At 39.7% G+C, this 15,742-nt stretch carries 16 protein-coding genes; 8 read left to right on the top strand and 8 right to left on the bottom strand.

Annotated elements, in window-relative coordinates; all coding sequences use genetic code 11:
- Positions 1-102 precede the first annotated feature (102 nt).
- Entirely contained in the window at positions 103-1,575 is a 1,473-nt protein-coding gene (gene ilvC / locus AAEY57_RS13505) for a ketol-acid reductoisomerase (RefSeq protein ID WP_024602049.1), read from the bottom strand.
- Positions 1,576-1,712: 137 nt separating this feature from the next.
- Here ilvC and ilvY point away from each other — a divergent pair, with 137 nt between their 5' ends.
- The 6 genes from ilvY to AAEY57_RS13475 all read left to right on the top strand — a co-directional run bounded on the left by ilvY (position 1,713) and on the right by AAEY57_RS13475 (position 7,051).
- On the top strand, positions 1,713-2,618 hold the full coding sequence (gene ilvY / locus AAEY57_RS13500; RefSeq protein WP_024602050.1) for an HTH-type transcriptional activator IlvY: 906 nt from the start codon (positions 1,713-1,715) through the stop codon (positions 2,616-2,618).
- 90 nt (positions 2,619-2,708) lie between these two features.
- Positions 2,709-3,755, top strand: a complete 1,047-nt coding sequence (locus AAEY57_RS13495) for a GGDEF domain-containing protein (protein WP_024602051.1) — start codon at positions 2,709-2,711, stop codon at positions 3,753-3,755.
- A gap of 111 nt (positions 3,756-3,866) precedes the next feature.
- Positions 3,867-4,706 (top strand): MipA/OmpV family protein, encoded by an 840-nt coding sequence (locus tag AAEY57_RS13490; protein ID WP_024602052.1) that lies wholly within the window; start codon positions 3,867-3,869, stop codon positions 4,704-4,706.
- Positions 4,707-4,719: 13 nt separating this feature from the next.
- Positions 4,720-5,085: a DUF3019 domain-containing protein gene (locus AAEY57_RS13485; protein WP_024602053.1), complete on the top strand. Its 366-nt coding sequence runs from the start codon at positions 4,720-4,722 to the stop codon at positions 5,083-5,085.
- Between the two features lie 14 nt (positions 5,086-5,099).
- On the top strand, positions 5,100-5,792 hold the full coding sequence (locus AAEY57_RS13480) for a response regulator (RefSeq protein ID WP_024602054.1): 693 nt from the start codon (positions 5,100-5,102) through the stop codon (positions 5,790-5,792).
- A 26-nt stretch (positions 5,793-5,818) separates the two neighbouring features.
- Complete coding sequence (locus AAEY57_RS13475; protein WP_024602055.1) at positions 5,819-7,051, top strand: ATP-binding protein; 1,233 nt, start codon at positions 5,819-5,821, stop codon at positions 7,049-7,051.
- 376 nt (positions 7,052-7,427) lie between these two features.
- Here AAEY57_RS13475 and AAEY57_RS13470 read toward each other — a convergent pair whose 3' ends face one another.
- The gene (locus AAEY57_RS13470) at positions 7,428-7,649 is read right to left on the bottom strand and encodes a DUF3820 family protein (RefSeq protein ID WP_010387988.1); all 222 of its coding nucleotides are present in this window, start codon (positions 7,647-7,649) and stop codon (positions 7,428-7,430) included.
- Positions 7,650-7,936: 287 nt separating this feature from the next.
- On the bottom strand, positions 7,937-9,508 hold the full coding sequence (locus tag AAEY57_RS13465; protein ID WP_024602056.1) for a cation:proton antiporter domain-containing protein: 1,572 nt from the start codon (positions 9,506-9,508) through the stop codon (positions 7,937-7,939).
- Between the two features lie 309 nt (positions 9,509-9,817).
- On the opposite strand from AAEY57_RS13465, the gene AAEY57_RS13460 reads away from it, so the two are divergent.
- Together AAEY57_RS13460 and AAEY57_RS13455 are read left to right on the top strand one after the other, a co-directional pair.
- A complete protein-coding gene (locus tag AAEY57_RS13460; protein WP_273001724.1) occupies positions 9,818-10,561 on the top strand; it encodes a sporulation protein in 744 nt (247 codons plus the stop codon).
- Positions 10,562-10,613: 52 nt separating this feature from the next.
- Positions 10,614-11,057, top strand: a complete 444-nt coding sequence (locus tag AAEY57_RS13455; protein ID WP_024602057.1) for a GNAT family N-acetyltransferase — start codon at positions 10,614-10,616, stop codon at positions 11,055-11,057.
- Positions 11,058-11,111: 54 nt separating this feature from the next.
- Here the strand turns inward: AAEY57_RS13455 and AAEY57_RS13450 are convergent, their stop codons facing one another.
- From AAEY57_RS13450 to AAEY57_RS13430, 5 genes are all read right to left on the bottom strand, one after another.
- A complete protein-coding gene (locus AAEY57_RS13450) occupies positions 11,112-12,467 on the bottom strand; it encodes a sodium-dependent transporter (RefSeq protein WP_024602058.1) in 1,356 nt (451 codons plus the stop codon).
- Positions 12,468-12,671: 204 nt separating this feature from the next.
- Positions 12,672-13,961 (bottom strand): sensor histidine kinase, encoded by a 1,290-nt coding sequence (locus AAEY57_RS13445; RefSeq protein WP_024602059.1) that lies wholly within the window; start codon positions 13,959-13,961, stop codon positions 12,672-12,674.
- 86 nt (positions 13,962-14,047) lie between these two features.
- Positions 14,048-14,752: a response regulator gene (locus AAEY57_RS13440; RefSeq protein WP_024602060.1), complete on the bottom strand. Its 705-nt coding sequence runs from the start codon at positions 14,750-14,752 to the stop codon at positions 14,048-14,050.
- A 57-nt stretch (positions 14,753-14,809) separates the two neighbouring features.
- Positions 14,810-15,196 carry a DUF3019 domain-containing protein gene (locus AAEY57_RS13435; protein ID WP_016899250.1) on the bottom strand — a complete coding sequence of 129 codons (387 nt, stop codon included), beginning with the start codon at positions 15,194-15,196 and terminating at the stop codon, positions 14,810-14,812.
- Positions 15,186-15,742 (bottom strand): MipA/OmpV family protein (locus AAEY57_RS13430; protein WP_350608050.1); only part of this gene is annotated, 557 nt, incomplete at its 5' end. The genes AAEY57_RS13430 and AAEY57_RS13435, both read right to left, overlap by 11 nt.

Below are 15,742 nucleotides of genomic sequence, written 5' to 3'. Positions count from 1 at the left end.
ATTTATTTTCAGCTATTGATGATTAATTTGCACTTAAAAAAGCCCACAGCAAAATGCAAGTGGGCTTGGTTTCTAACAAGTGAAAGTTCTAGGACCCTTGGGTTAAACTATTTTTTTCATTGCAGACATGTAGCCGCGTAATTTTGCGCCTACTTTCTCAACAGGGTGCTCACGTAGAGCCGTATTTATTTGAATTAAAGTTTGGTTATCAACTTGATTACTTTGTTCATTTAATCCTTTACCAATAACATCAGTATCAATACCTTGCATAAATTCTTGTAGAAGCGGCAAACAGGCATGGTTATATAAATAGCAGCCGTACTCAGCGGTATCTGAAATAGTGCGGTTCATTTCAAATAACTTTTTGCGTGCAATAGTATTGGCTATCAGCGGCGTTTCATGCAGTGACTCATAATAGGCAGATTCTGCAATAATACCGGCCGCTGTCATGGTTTCAAATGCCAGTTCTACACCCGCTTTTACCATTGCCACCATTAAAATACCGTGGTCAAAAAATTCTTGCTCAGCAATTTCTACATCGCCTGCAGGGGTTTTTTCAAAATGAGTTTCTGCAGTTTCAGCACGCCATTTTAGTAAGTTAGCGTCATCATTTGCCCAGTCTTCCATCATTACACGTGAAAATGTGCCATCGATAATGTCATCTTGGTGTTTGTTATAAAGAGGACGCATAATTACTTTAAGCTCTTCACTTAGCTCAAACGCTTTAACCTTTGCAGGGTTTGATAAGCGGTCAAGCATGTTTGTCACACCGCCATATTTAAGTGCTTCTGTGATCACTTCCCAGCCATATTGAATTAGCTTTGAGGCATAACCGGCATCAAGGCCTTTATCAATCATTTTATCAAAACATAAAATAGAGCCAGTTTGTAGCATGCCACATAAAATGGTTTGCTCGCCCATCAGATCAGATTTCACTTCAGCGATAAATGATGATTTAAGTACCCCCGCTCGATGACCACCTGTACCTGCTGCATAGGCTTTTGCTTGTGCCAAGCCATGGCCCTGAGGATCATTCTCTGGGTGAACCGCAATTAATGTAGGTACACCAAAGCCGCGTTTATACTCTTCACGTACTTCTGACCCCGGGCATTTTGGTGCAACCATAATAACGGTAATGTCTTCACGAACTTGCATGCCTTCTTCAACAATATTAAAGCCATGTGAATAGGCAAGGGTTGAGCCGTGTTTCATTAATGGCATGATGGCATTAACAACTGCAGTATGTTGTTTATCAGGTGTTAAGTTAAGTACTACATCGGCTGTTGGGATTAACTCTTCATATGTACCCACTTTAAAACCATTGTCAGATGCATTTAAGAATGACTGACGACGCTCAGCAATGGCTGAATCACGTAGTGTATAGGCTACATCTAAACCAGAATCACGTAAGTTTAAGCCTTGATTTAGGCCCTGAGCGCCACAGCCTACAATTACCAATTTTTTACCTTTAAGTGCAGCAACACCGTCGTTAAATTCGTCTGCGCCCATAAATTCACATTGTGCCAATTGCGCTAATTGTTCGCGTAAAGGTAAGCTATTAAAATAATTTGCCATGATAAGTTTCCTATTAATTCAGTTTGTTAGATGCATTGCTTTTGCTTTGCTTGGAATAACAATATGGAAAATCTTTTCTTGCGTAAAATGATATATTTGAATTAAAGTGTTTCATAATATGAAATACTGGTGTTGTTATGGATCATAAGCATTTAAATTACTTTTTGGCGTTGGCAAAAACGCTTCATTTCTCTCGTGCCAGTGAGTTATGCCACATAAGTGCGCCCACTTTAAGTCGTAATATTAAGCAGTTAGAAGATGAAGTAGGGGTGATGTTATTCCAGCGTGATAATCGCAGTGTAAAGCTTACCCGCGAAGGCGTTGCATTTAAGGAGTATGCCAGTGCAACACTTAGTCATTGGCAGCGGTTTAAAGCTAATTTAAACGAACCGCAACAACATATTTATGGCAATGTGAGCCTTTATTGCTCCGTTACCGCGTCTTACAGTTTTTTGCATCATATTTTAGAGCAACTGAGAGCTCAGCATCAGCATATTGAAATTACCTTAAATACGGGCGATCCCGCCTTGGCTATTAACCGAGTGTTAGATGGACATGAATCTATGGCCATTGCAGCCAGACCAAGTAAATTACCAGCACAAATTGCATTTGTAGATATTGGCTACTCGCCATTGGTATTAATTGCACCCACTATTCAATGTCCGATCACAGAAAAATTAGCCACTAGTAGCGAAACTATTGATTGGTCTGAGCTTGAATTTATCGTTGCTGAACAAGGATTTTCAAGACAAAGGTTGGAGCAGTGGTGGCGAAAAAATAATGTCCAAGGAAAAATTTACGCGCAAGTGGCAGGGCATGAAGCTATGGTATCTATGGTGAGTTTAGGGTTAGGCGTGGCCATGATCCCAAAAATTGTACTCGATAATAGTCCGCTTAACGATAAGGTTCAGGTTTTAGAGTATAAAGGCGAACCACCACAAGGGTTTAAAATTGGTTTGGCTGTATTACATAAAGAACTAAACGACCCTGCTATTAGTGCACTTTGGAATATTGCACAAAATATGGGGGAAAACATAATATAGGCTTGTTGGATGATAAAAAACTGTTAATATAAACCGCTAATATTTATGTGTTTATTAACATCTTTGTTGTGATGTCTAAGAGTTTTAATTATGGATAATACGGTTTCACTTGCTCATTCTGCCCAGTGTTTAAAAAAAGCCATTCCGTTGATGGTTAAATACAAAATGCCTGTAACGCCAATAAATTATGCTATTTGGTACTGTTATGTACAGGGCGACAACCCACAACTAAACACAGAGCTTGATAAAGTCATCTCTTTGCACAATACGTGTTCAGCTCAAACCGCCCAAGAAATTTTTAATAAGCATATTAATGACGAAGAGCTTGCATTTTTTCAACAAATGTCTGAAAGGTTTCATGGCACCGTAGAGCAAATGCAGTTTGATCTTAGTGACTCCATTCAATATTCGAAAAGCTTTACTACCTCGTTAGTTGATTCACAAAATGAATTAAAAACGCTCTCTAGTATTAACTCATTTAATGAGATCCTTTCTTGCGTTGAGCGCCTAACTGACGAATCAATTGCGATGCAAGATTACGCCCGTGGATTCCAAACCAAATTAGCGCAAGCGTACAACGAAATTAAAGATTTAAAAGAAGCGCTTAGCGTGACCCAAGAAGCGGTTGATAAAGATTCCTTAACCGGATTATTTAATCGCGGTAAGTTTGATACAGACATTGTTGAGTTTTGTTTGCACGCCTCTTCACAAAATGAACACGGTAAATTAGCGGTGTTGATTATGTTCGATATTGATCATTTTAAACGTTTTAATGACGATTTTGGCCATCAAAAAGGCGATGAGGTACTCAAGCTAGTCGCTCAAAAAGTGCAAAATAGTGTACAAGAGCAATACAGAGCTTATCGTTTTGGTGGTGAAGAATTTTGTATTACGGGTTACTTTGAAAGCATTAATGATGCGATGGCATTTTGTAATCAGCTTCGTTTGAGCATTGCCAAATTGACGATTCGTAAAAAAGAAGACAGTAATAATAAACGTAATATTTCAGCCAGTTTCGGCATTGCTTTAATGGAACCCTTTAGTAAAAGCTGTTTATTAGTTGAAAAGGCAGACAGAGCACTTTATTTAGCTAAAACCCATGGTCGTAATCGGGTCGAAATAGCGGCCGATATGTAAACGTGTTCTGTTTGTATCAAATTTGTTAATGATTGTAACCCTCTAGAGCTTGTGTTCATACTACTTGCTACTATAGGGTCAAAGCCACTTTATAAACTAGCGATTAACTTCATGCGGTTCCATCTGAGAATAAACACATGCCTGTTATTAGTGCTATTAAGCACTAATGCGATTGCTCAGAAGCAGCAACATATATCCACTGATGAGCTTAACCTTAGTGTGAGTGTTGGTGTTGGGGTGATCACTAATCCTCTGTATGGTGCAGATAACATCCCCTTAGTTGTTATTCCGCAAGTGGCCTATTATGGTCAAAATTGGTTTTTTGATAATGGCCGCCTTGGTTATTCTTTTTTACAAAGCAAACAACATAACGTTAGTTTTGTGTCAGAAATTAACCCTGAGTCACGCTTTTTTATTGATTGGCATCCACAAAATATTTTCCCCTTTAAAACAACCGCTGAGAACGAGATATTAGAATCGCTACACACTGACTCACCTCGTCAAGTAAATATAAATAATATACAAAAAAGACGAGTCGCACTTGATGCCGGTATCAGCTATTTTTTTGTAAAGCAGCAGCAAGTATTTTCTGCGCAATTATTGCATGATGTAAACAGCGTTTATAATGGCTACAGGGGATCGTTGCAATGGCAATATCATCATGAGTTTAAGCAATTAACGTTAAAGTCGACTTTAGGCGTTAATTACAAATCAGCCCAACTAAATAACTATTTTTATGGTTTAAATAGCGCTGAATCTATTTATGGTGAAATAGAAGTTGGTAGTAGTTGGCAACCTTATGCTAAAATCGACGCCCGTTGGCCTGTAGATGAAGTCAACGCGCTTCGTTTTCATTTAGCCTATTATGACTATTCAGCAATGGATAGCAGCCCGCTTTTTGAACATGACTATTCAATGACCGCCTTTATAGGATTCGAACATACATTTTAATATGAAGTGTTTTATGTTGGTTGTGCTTGCAGCTTCATTTTTTAGCAACGTTAGTTTTGCAAAAGCCTCTTCACTTAACGTATCACCCAAAGTCTGTGTGGTTTCCGAACAACAAGAATTTTGTGATCTTGAGTTAAAATTTAAGTGGCAACTGTCAGCGGCTAGCGATGTGTGTTTATACCAACAAGATACACAATTACAATGCTGGCAAGGTGCAAAAAAAGGCCAACTTAGTTATAAAGCGCGTGTTCAGGTGGAGACCATATACTCCCTGATTAATCCCCATACAGGTGTATCGTTAGCGAGTGTGCAAATAGAAGTGCAAACCGCATACGCTAAGAAAAAACATCGGCTACGCTCACCTTGGAGCTTTTTTTAATTTAGGAGCAGTAAATGCCAAAGATATTACTTGTTGAAGATGATTTAGGGTTGCAACAATTAACCAAAGACTATCTTGAGCATAATGGCTTAGAAGTTGACGTTTTAGAACGCGGTGACGAAGTGTTTCCTTATCTTAGTGAAAACCACGTCGACTTGATCATTTTAGATGTAATGTTGCCAGGAAAAGATGGCTTTAGCGTGTGTCGACAAGTACGCGATAAATACACTCTCCCTATTTTAATGCTAACAGCAAAGGGTGAAGACTTCGATCAAGTTATAGGCTTAGAGCTCGGGGCTGACGACTACGTTATAAAACCGGCAGAGCCGCGCGTACTACTTGCTCGAATTAGTGCATTACTTCGCCGTGGACAGCCAAGCGTTAAAGCAATTGAAGAGCTACAATTTGGTGACTTATCAATAGATAAAACCAGCCGTATTGTAAAGCTGAGCGATGTTGAAATTGTCCTGACTTCTCATGAATTTGAATTGCTGTGGTTATTGGCTTCAAATGCTGGTGAAGTGCTCAGTCGAGAGCATGTCCATCAACATATGATAGGGCGTGAGTACGACGGGTTAGACCGCACGGTGGATGTTCGTGTATCACGCATTCGTAAAAAGCTCGGTGATAACAGTGATAAACCCTACCGAATTAAAACGGTGTGGGGGCAAGGCTATTTGTTTGTTTCTGATGCTTGGGATATGTAATAAATGCAAGGTATTAGGCTAGGTTAATGGGAAAGCTATTTATAAGCCTTTACGTGTATATTATTGCCTCTTTGTTTATTGTTAGTGGCGTTATAGAGCAGTTTTGGCCCTATGATGAATCTCAGCAAAGTGTATTGTTAGATGACGAATTCGGGCAGTCTTTATGGCTGCTTTCACAAACCCCAGATGGGCTTGAGCAGCTTAAACATAATTTTGATAGCCAAGTCATTGCCCAGCAAGATCTAGTGCTCCCACCTGAGCAGCAAGCACAACTATTTCAAAACCATTACCTTTATTTATATGATAAACAGCAGCGTATCGTTTGGTATGTAACGCTAAATAATTCACAATTGCTACAAGTAGGCCCTGTGGGTGTTAAACACAGCAGCTCAGGGACTGTGTTACCGTATTTACTGGTGTTGTTTATTATAAGTTTACCAATAGGTTTGTGGAGCTTTTTGTTGTGGCGAGATTTTGCAAAGCTTAGTCATGCATGCGAAGCGGTGGGTGGCTCGCAAGACTTTCAATTAAGCGATGGCTCAAAGTCATTCTTCTTACCCATCACCGATACATTGCAAGTAATGCAGCAACGTATTGAGTTTTTACTGAGTGCCCAGCAAGAGCTCACCTCTTCTGTATCTCATGAATTTAGAACGCCATTAGCACGGTTGAAGTTTGCTATTGCAATACTCGAGGATAAAACTCACGATACCAAAGCACAGCAGTATTTATCTGACATGCAAATGGATATTCATGAACTGGAGTCCTTGGTATCTGAAATGTTGGAATACGCCCGTTTAGACACACAGCAACCTAGTTTACAATTAGCCCCTTGCGATATCGTTGCACTAATTAAAACTAATATTGAAAAAGTAAACTTTGATACCCGTATTAAATTAACAACAACGCTACCCACTCAATTTATTTACTTATGCGATAGTCATTTTATGTCGCGGGTGCTGCAAAACTTAATCAGTAATGCACTTAAACATGCCTCGCAAAGTGTACATATTAGTTTAAGTACTGCCGATGAAAAGTTACTGCTAGTGGTTGAAGATGATGGCCCTGGTATTGCCTTCTCTGAGCGCGAAAAAGTATTTAAGCCGTTTACACGCTTAGATAAAAGTCGTGATAAAAAAACCGGTGGGTTTGGGTTAGGGTTGGCGATAGTGAGTAAAATTGTGTCATGGCATAAAGGGCAGTGCACGATTGAAGACTCTACACTGGGTGGGGTTAAGTTTATTATTAGCTTAGACTAGGGTCTGTTGATCTTTCAAGGTTGAATTTGCAGCAGTCTGTTTGGTATTTAGGCAAGGCAGCGCCTATGTGGTGTGGTTATTCCCCATAAATAGGCGATAACGCAGCATCAATGTCAAACAGGCGCTGCCCGAAGGGTTCTGCCTAGGGGCGATTTACTCTTTGTTGCTTGGTTTTTACTTAGCCCACTAGGTTACAAACCTCGCGCCGCGATTAAACCGCCCCTAGTTTGAACAAATTTTAATCCGCAAAGGTCAACAGACCCTAGTAAATTCCACACAATAAAAAAGCGCCGTAAAGGCGCTTTTTTGCGGTTTAAAACCAAAAAATCAACAAGTAGCAAATAGATAGACAGGCCACTTATAGAAAAGTTCTATTTTATTTACTATTTTTTTCTAGTAATGGCATCAACATTTGCTCTAAACCATTAAGCTTCACTTCGTACATCATTGCAAGTTGAGAGCCGAGCTTGCTATCAGGAAAGCCTTGCTGTTTAAACCACACTAAATAAGGCTCAGGCAGCAAAAGTAAGGGGCGTCCCGCATATTTACCAAACGGCATAATGGTATTAATAGCGACTTTAAGTTGTTGAGGATCCATTATTGACATCTTTTATGAGTAGAGGTGTTAAGTGTAAGGGATAATAAAGAAATAAAATAGGCTGTAACGGGCAAGTAACAGCCTATTGATAGAGGGAGTAGGCCCTCTAATTTGAGAATCTTATTGGTTAATTAAAAGCAAGGGGTCCAGTTGTGTATATTTTATTTAAATACACACTTAGGTATTAGCTTTACTAAACCAACACAGACATTTTACTTTATTTTTAAACCAATAAAATACGCTGATGTAAAGGAATGTAAATGCAATCTATTTGCATCTAAACCCTATTAAGGAAACAGGGTTTGCTTTACATGCTCTGCAAAACCGCTACCTGCTTCTAAGTAAAAGTTGTAAGTAGAGTCTATTCCCATTTCTTCTAATTCTTTTTGCTGATCGGGGTAGTTGGCAATCGCCGTTACTTGTCCTTTATAACCCGATGCTTGTAATTGCTCTAAGGCAAAAATATTTTGCATATGCTTAGGCATAGCTAGCATTACCATTTCAACGTGGGAGTGGTTAACACGTTGCCAAAAATCAGGATCGGTGGCATCGGCAATTAATACTCGGCGACCTCGCTTTACATGCTTATCAACTACCTCAGGCTTAATATCAATACCTGCAACAACATCCGGATGAGTTGCGTTTATTGTTTCATAGGCACCTGTGCCAATCCTACCCATACCAAAAATAACAATTTTTGTGTCATTTAAGTTTACTGGGAGCTCTTCAGCTAAGCGGGTTTTGCTTTCAAACTTTAATAAAAAGCGTTCAATTTTAACGTATAGCTCGTTAGAGCGTTTATTTAAAGGAGAAGCAATTACAAAGGTGATCGACACCGCAATCGCAATAACAGCAAGCCACTCAGAGGTAACCATGCCGGTAGATGCGGCAACTGCACACACAATCAAACCAAATTCGCTAAAGTTAGCTAGGCTAAATGCTGTTAACAAAGAGGTACGCGCACGAAGTTTAAATAGGTTGGTTAGTATGTAATAAAGCAGGGTTTTAATTGGAATAATTAATACCAGCACTAAAGCGACGACTAAGGAGTGGGCAGTAAGCTCTGCACTTAAACCAATGCTTAGGAAAAAGCCAACTAGCAATATATCTTTTAGGCTAAGCAATGACTTAGACAATTCACCGGCTTTTTTGTGTGGTGCGAACATCATACCTACAATCAAAGCACCTAAATCACCTTTGAGACCTGCAAATTCAAAGGCGTTATAACCTGCTACTAAGGCAAAGAAAAACCCAAATAGCGGCAGTAACTCACCATGTTTAGAGCGGTTTAACACCCAGTACATAACAGGGCGAAATAAAGGTAAGGCAATAATTAACCCTAAGGCCCAAATATTCGGCAACTTACCGGTACTGACCGCTAAAAATATAACCGCAAATATATCCTGCATAACTAAAATACCAATGGCTATTTTACCGTGCAGGCTTGCCATTTCACCGCGCTCTTCAAGAACTTTTACCGCAAATACGGTGCTTGAAAAGCTCAGAGCAAAACCAACTAACAGCGCACTTTGCCAACTTAAATCGACGAATAATGGCAGTGCAAAAACACCCAGTAGTAGCATAAAGCCACTAAATAAAGCGCTGCTTAGAATAATATGTAAGGTGGCCGGAGCCCAGACTTGAGGTTTTATTAAATTTGAAATTTTAAGCTTGAGGCCAATACTAAAAAGTAGCAGTGTAACCCCTAAAGATGCAATTGTTTCCAGCAGTTCCGTGCTTTTATAACCCGCTAAATTAAGAATAAATCCAGCCATAAGAAAGCCGATAAGTGGCGGCAATTTTAGCTGGTATATACCAAAACCGCAGACGAAGGCGGTAGCAAAATAAATTAGTTCCATAGTTATTAATACCACTTTTTTAGGCACTGTAGTGTAGCGAAAAACAATGCTTATTGACAATTAATCTACTTATTTAACGCAGTTAGTTGCATGATAGTGAGTATTTATCAAATGATTGCTACTGTCAGTTTATGCAGAGGTAAAGTAGCTTCAATGTATAAAAAATGCACGTATATGGCTAGTTTTATGGTAAACAGCATGTAAATAGCAGTTTTTCGCTGACAAGAGCTTTTAAATGTGGTTAAGATGCCATAACGAAGGAGTTTAAGCGTAAGCAAACATTAGAGTTGCTTAGCTTAAGGAGAGAATATGTTTAAAAAGATTTTAGCATCGGTAGGCATTGGTGCCGCCAAAGTAGATACTATTTTAGAGACCGAGCATCTTCAGCCAGGGCAATTATTTAACGCGCAAATTGTAATTACTGCAGGCGATGTGAGCCAAGAAATTACCGGTTTAGACTTAATGTTAGTTACCCGTGTAAAAGTGGCGAGTGAAGACGGTGATTATTTCACTAATCATGTGATTGACCAGTGGCGCATTACCGATATTGGTATTATTGAGCCCGGTGAAGTAAGAACTATTCCGTTTGAAGCCCGTTTACACTCAGAAACGCCTATAACCGAAATTAATGCAGGTTATAACCAATCTTATGTATGGTTAGAAACAGGCCTTGATATCGATCTTGCGTTTGATCCAACAGATAAAGACCATTTACACATTTATCCTAATGAAGCGGTTAAAACATGCATGCAAGCGATGGAAAAGCTTGGTTTTAGTTTAGTTAAAGCCGATGTAGAACAAGGCCATTTACGTGCCCCTACTTTTCAATCTGTATCGGGGTGTTATCAAGAGCTTGAGTATCAGTCTAATAGCCGCAGTTTGTTTGGCATAAAAGAAATTGAGTTGTCGTTTATTCCTGAAGCGCATAAAACCCATGTATTGATTGAATTAGACAGGGCATTTAGAAGTGATGGCTATGTTGATTTAACCATAGAGCATGACCATGTTAATTTATCGCAGTTATGTGATCAGTTAGAGCGATTATTCGCTTAATCGCTTTAGGGGCTTACTTTAGGTAAGCCCCTGTAATAAAAAAGGTGTTTAAATGGCGTTTAAATGTGAGCCATTCTCTGCGCTCGACTCCCAAACCCTGTTTTCAATCATGCGTGTACGTGTCGACGTATTCGTTGTGGAACAAGCATGTCCTTACCCCGAATTTGATGATCACGATATCGCAGACTCTACACGTCATGTCTATTTACTTGATGGGCTATCGGTGCATGCCTATGCCCGTTGTTATGAAAAAGATGCTCAGTACAGTGCGATAGGGCGTGTATTGGTTGCTCAATCACAGCGAAGTTCTGGATTAGGCAAACAGTTAGTCAATGAAGCAATAGCATGCTGTAAGGCGCAATGGCCGACTCGCGATATTTATATTGGCGCACAAACCTACCTACTGAATTTTTATCGCTCATTCGGTTTTGAATGTGTTGGTGATGAATATATAGAAGATGGCATACCCCATCAGGATATGATTTTAAAGCAGTAGTATCGCTCCACTAAAAAGGCCCACTGATGTGGGCCTTTTTTATGCATCTTTTAACTAGCTTAGTAGGGAATGTAAAAATACTAAGCTAATGGCAATAGGGCATACAAACTTAGTATACCAAGGCCATATCTTCCAAAATAACGTATTATGCACCTCAGGGTTACCTTGTTGAATCGCTTTTAGTAGTGACGATCTGTACCAGATCCAACCTACAAATATACAGCACATAAGCCCTAATAAAGGTTGTGCAACTTTGGTTGTTAGGGTGATCACTAAGCCAAATAAAGTGCCTAGGTTACACACAATGGTAATGCTCACTATGGCAATTAAAGCGCCTATTAACCACGTTGCTTGAACACGTTTCATCGCAAAGCGCTCTACCGTGTACGACACTGGCGCTTCTAGCATGGAAATAGATGAAGTTAGTGCGGCAATACTCATCAATGCAAAAAAAGCAAAGCCAACAAATAAACCTACACCACCCATGCCATCAAATAAGGCAGGCAATACCTGAAATACGAGAGTATCTTCAGAGAGAAGTTTACCTGTAGTTGCAGAGAATATTTCAACACCTTGCGCTTGTGCCACGTACATAGCAGGGATGATCAATAAACCCGCTACAAACGCTATAAACACATCAATTAAGGTTACATACGCGCCAAGGGACACAAGGTTTTCTTTTTTACTGATATATGAGCCATATATAATCATCACACTGGTGCCCAGTGACAATGAAAAGAAAGCTTGGCCTAAGGCACTCACTAACAATGTAGGGTCAAAAATAGAAGAAAAGTCAGGGACTAAGTAAGCTTTTAACCCCTCAACAGCCCCTTCTTGAGTCATCACGTAGGCAATGAGGGCAAACAAAATACCGAGCAGAGCGGGCATTAAGCGTTTAGACCATTTTTCAATGCCGTTTTCTACACCGCGGCTGATAATAGCAACAGTTAAAATAATAAATAAAACAGTGAAAAGAATATTACGAGTAAGCGACTGCTCACTTAACCATAAAGAGGCGGCATCAGCGCCTACTAATGTGGTTACCGGTTCTAAAGTGGCACTTAACATCCAACCGGCAACAATGGCATAAAAACTTAAAATAAATCCAGCACATAAAATACCACCAAAACCGACAGCAAAGGCAAATTGCTTTTGCCATGGTCGCGTGGTTAATTTAGTTAATGAAGAAACCGCATTAGCTTGCCCATGGCGACCTATCATCAATTCTGCCATTAGCGCGGGGTAGGCTAAAAAGAAAGCCAGTACTAAATACGCGACTAAAAATGCAGCGCCCCCATTACTTGCTGTTTGGGTCGGAAAACCCCAAATATTACCCAAGCCAACAGCTGACCCTGCCGCAGCCATTATAAAACCAAAGCGGGAGCTAAACTCACCTCTTACTGCACTCATATTATTCTGCTTCTCTATTTTTTCGACGCCGTGACAATCTACTGGAATTGTAATTAAATAAAAAGTGCTTATTTGTCTCTGTTGCACAATTATTGCGTTTTATTTAGCTGTATAAATAACACGTGCGTATTTTGATTATAAATAGCACAATTTTTTTAATTATATTTCGTTTATCAGCTTTATTGAGCATCTTTGCATTGTTGATTAATGTTCAAACTGAGCGATGGTTAATGTGAAACAGGCGCCTGAGAGCCGTTCACTTTTACTCACTTTTACGGTGCCATGATGCCAATCGGCAACTTTGGCGACGATTGCTAACCCCAAGCCATAACTATTATCACTGCGATTACGGTGGCTGCGTTCACGAAAAAATGGGCTAAATACTTTATGATTATTTTCTTGAGCAATCCCCGGTCCGTCGTCGGCGATGTTCACCACCAGAAAACGTTCTTGTACTGAAGCGGTTACTTGAATGCTGTGATTTGCAAAGTCGCAGGCATTATTAATTAAGTTGGTGATTGCTCTTGCCAGCCAATGTAAGTCAGCATAAACGGTATGTTCATCACATTCTAAAGAAATATTAAGCGAGCGAGAGGTTATTCTAGGCTCAAGTTGCAATACAATATCACTTAGGTATTGTTTAAGGTTTGCTGATGAGTAAGTAAGCTTATTCGCATTTTGCTCTAAAGTAGCAAACGTTAAATAGCTTTTTAGCATTGACTCCATATGGTCTAAGTCGGTTTCCATGCGAGTTAAATAATGCTTTATTTTATTTTCGTCATGACTATCAAGAGCGGCGTCGACACCAAAGCGTAAGCAAGCAATTGGAGTTCTAATATCATGCGATAAGCTGGAGGCCATTAGCTTGTTTTCAGCAACTAGCTTTTCAATTTGACTCGCCATACGGTTAAAGGTCAGTTCCACATCTTTTATATAGGTAAATCGAGAGGGGGTAATACGCGCTTTAATATTACCAGATGCAAATTGCTTTGCTGCTTCGTTTAACACCGTAAGGCGCTTTGCTAAAGGGGTAATAATAAAACCCATAAAAACACATAAGCCAGTGTAAAATAATAGCGTTAAAATAATATCGTTTCGTTGTGTGGCCTCATAGGGTTTATCTAAACGCATGGTTAAATGATAAGGACTTAACTCATCATTTGTGTAGAGCATATAAAAGCCTTGCTCGTCTTCGAGTATTAATCCGCCTTGGGTTTGCATTTTATCTAATAGCGCTAAGGGCAGTGCCAGCGACTGATTTAATTTGTAGTTAAGTATAAGGTCAAAGTCAGCGGCGAGCTTTGTTACTTGTTGTGGGCGAGCATCGGGTTTTAGTGTCGTGAGCTGTTTACTTAACCCGACAATAATCTGGCTTTGAACGCTAAACTCATCCAAAGGCGCATGCGCTTGTTGGCTAAATGCATCAATAAGCCAACCTAAAACAATAATTGAAAGCAGCGCACTGCCTAGTAGTGAAATATAAAACTTTTTCATTGATGCTATTCCATAATAGGCTGGGTGTATTGAAGTGACTTTTATTACTATCGCGCTAATTATTTTAAGCACTCAGGCATTAAAACTTACCACGCTGTAGTCACAAACAAATAACCACGTCCCCAAATGGTTTTAATTTTTTCTGGTTTTTGTGGGTCATCATTAAACTTTTTACGCAAGGCAGAAATAAGCACATCAACGCTTCTATCTAGGCCATCATATTCCCTGCCTTTGGTTGCTTTAAACACCGCATCGCGTGATACAACTTGTCCTGCATTACTGGCTAAGTAATGCAGTAATAAATACTCTGCGCTTGAAATGTTCACATCCTGTTGGTTAAGGGAAACGTTGCGTGACTCGGTATTAATACTTAATTGACCGATATTGATCATATTTGCTTGATCATCGGTTTTAGGCGTGTCGCTACTATAGCGCAAGGCCGATTTAATGCGTGCAAGCAATGCGCGAGGGCGTACCGGTTTTATTATGTAATCGGTAGCACCGACTTCCAGCCCAATGACTTCATCCATTTCTTCATCGCGGGCAGTAAGCATTATAATTGGGGCATGATAAAAGCTACGTAGCTCACGACATACACTAATACCATCAAGCCCTGGCAGCATAATGTCGAGTAAAATAAGTTGTGGGTTTAAACGTTTTACTTGGCTTATAACCTCATCACCTCGATGACATACATGTACAACATAGCCTTGCTCTGTTAAATACTCAGTGACCCACTGTGCAAGAGAAATATCATCTTCAACCAGTAAAATAGTACCGTAATTATCCATAAGCTTTCTTCGCATACCTAAATGATGTTTAGCTATCATAATGTTTATAGTGTGTGACTAAAATAACCGCCAACGCCGCTTTTTTTGCCTATTTTGATACACCCATTGTAATTTTACTTCTGTGACGGCAATGACTTGTGATGTATTACTGTCAAATAGTTCAAACGAAATACTTTGCGTTGAGTCAAAGGCATAATTAAACGAACCTTGTCGCTGTTTAAGCCAGCACTGCATAATGTACTTTGAGGTGGCATCGCGTAGACAATAATTTCCCACTTCTACTTGCTGCCATGACAAAACAACATCGGCGTAACAGTGACGTCCTTCACGTAAGGCCACACAGGTATCAGGTACTGCACTCAATTGAGCGGGTATTTGCACTGGGGCTGCCAGCAAAGAGCCTGAATAACTAAACAATAAACAGTAAAAAAATCTAAAGTACATAACGCACGCCTACCTTGGCTTTGTGTTGATATCCTTGGGAAATAATTGGGCTGTCATCAATTTCTTTTGAAAACCACGTCGTTAACCAGCCTGCTAAAAAGACCCAATCTTGATTAATGGGATATTCAGCATGAAATTCAAACATAATACTGGTACTGGCATTGGTTTGATAAATAGGGCGAGTTGCGTTTGCTTCATCGCTATCAATACCAAAATAATAGTTTGTAAAATCTGCAGAGTAGGCACTTAGGCCAATACCAGAGCGAAACTCCCAATTACGCCAAGGCTGAATATGACTAAAAAATACGTTTGCCACCCAGCCATTATGAGCACCAGATATATCATGTAAGTATTCAAGGGAAATTTGTGAGTTTTCAAATCGACGTGTTAATCGAAGGCCAGTATCAAAATCATAGTTACGTTTTTTGATACCGCGCAGTGGCTCAATAATGCCATCGTTATAAATACCTAACCTGAGCTTCGGATAAGAAATTACTAATTTAAAGGAACTAAATGCTCGTTCCATGATCCGATCATTCGACCAAG

Source organism: Pseudoalteromonas sp. MER144-MNA-CIBAN-0113, assembly GCF_040308965.1.
GTDB classification, from domain to species: Bacteria; Pseudomonadota; Gammaproteobacteria; order Enterobacterales; family Alteromonadaceae; genus Pseudoalteromonas; species Pseudoalteromonas tetraodonis.
Note: the sequence above shows the minus strand (reverse complement) of the source record. Positions and strands in the feature narration are given on the sequence as shown.

Coding starts and splice junctions, on each gene's coding strand:
- ilvC (WP_024602049.1), bottom strand. CDS start 1,575: ATGGCAAATTATTTTAATAGCTTACCTTTACGCGAACAATTAGCGCAA.
- ilvY (WP_024602050.1), top strand. CDS start 1,713: ATGGATCATAAGCATTTAAATTACTTTTTGGCGTTGGCAAAAACGCTT.
- AAEY57_RS13495 (WP_024602051.1), top strand. CDS start 2,709: ATGGATAATACGGTTTCACTTGCTCATTCTGCCCAGTGTTTAAAAAAA.
- AAEY57_RS13490 (WP_024602052.1), top strand. CDS start 3,867: ATGCGGTTCCATCTGAGAATAAACACATGCCTGTTATTAGTGCTATTA.
- AAEY57_RS13485 (WP_024602053.1), top strand. CDS start 4,720: ATGTTGGTTGTGCTTGCAGCTTCATTTTTTAGCAACGTTAGTTTTGCA.
- AAEY57_RS13480 (WP_024602054.1), top strand. CDS start 5,100: ATGCCAAAGATATTACTTGTTGAAGATGATTTAGGGTTGCAACAATTA.
- AAEY57_RS13475 (WP_024602055.1), top strand. CDS start 5,819: ATGGGAAAGCTATTTATAAGCCTTTACGTGTATATTATTGCCTCTTTG.
- AAEY57_RS13470 (WP_010387988.1), bottom strand. CDS start 7,649: ATGGATCCTCAACAACTTAAAGTCGCTATTAATACCATTATGCCGTTT.
- AAEY57_RS13465 (WP_024602056.1), bottom strand. CDS start 9,508: ATGGAACTAATTTATTTTGCTACCGCCTTCGTCTGCGGTTTTGGTATA.
- AAEY57_RS13460 (WP_273001724.1), top strand. CDS start 9,818: ATGTTTAAAAAGATTTTAGCATCGGTAGGCATTGGTGCCGCCAAAGTA.
- AAEY57_RS13455 (WP_024602057.1), top strand. CDS start 10,614: ATGGCGTTTAAATGTGAGCCATTCTCTGCGCTCGACTCCCAAACCCTG.
- AAEY57_RS13450 (WP_024602058.1), bottom strand. CDS start 12,467: ATGAGTGCAGTAAGAGGTGAGTTTAGCTCCCGCTTTGGTTTTATAATG.
- AAEY57_RS13445 (WP_024602059.1), bottom strand. CDS start 13,961: ATGAAAAAGTTTTATATTTCACTACTAGGCAGTGCGCTGCTTTCAATT.
- AAEY57_RS13440 (WP_024602060.1), bottom strand. CDS start 14,752: ATGGATAATTACGGTACTATTTTACTGGTTGAAGATGATATTTCTCTT.
- AAEY57_RS13435 (WP_016899250.1), bottom strand. CDS start 15,196: ATGTACTTTAGATTTTTTTACTGTTTATTGTTTAGTTATTCAGGCTCT.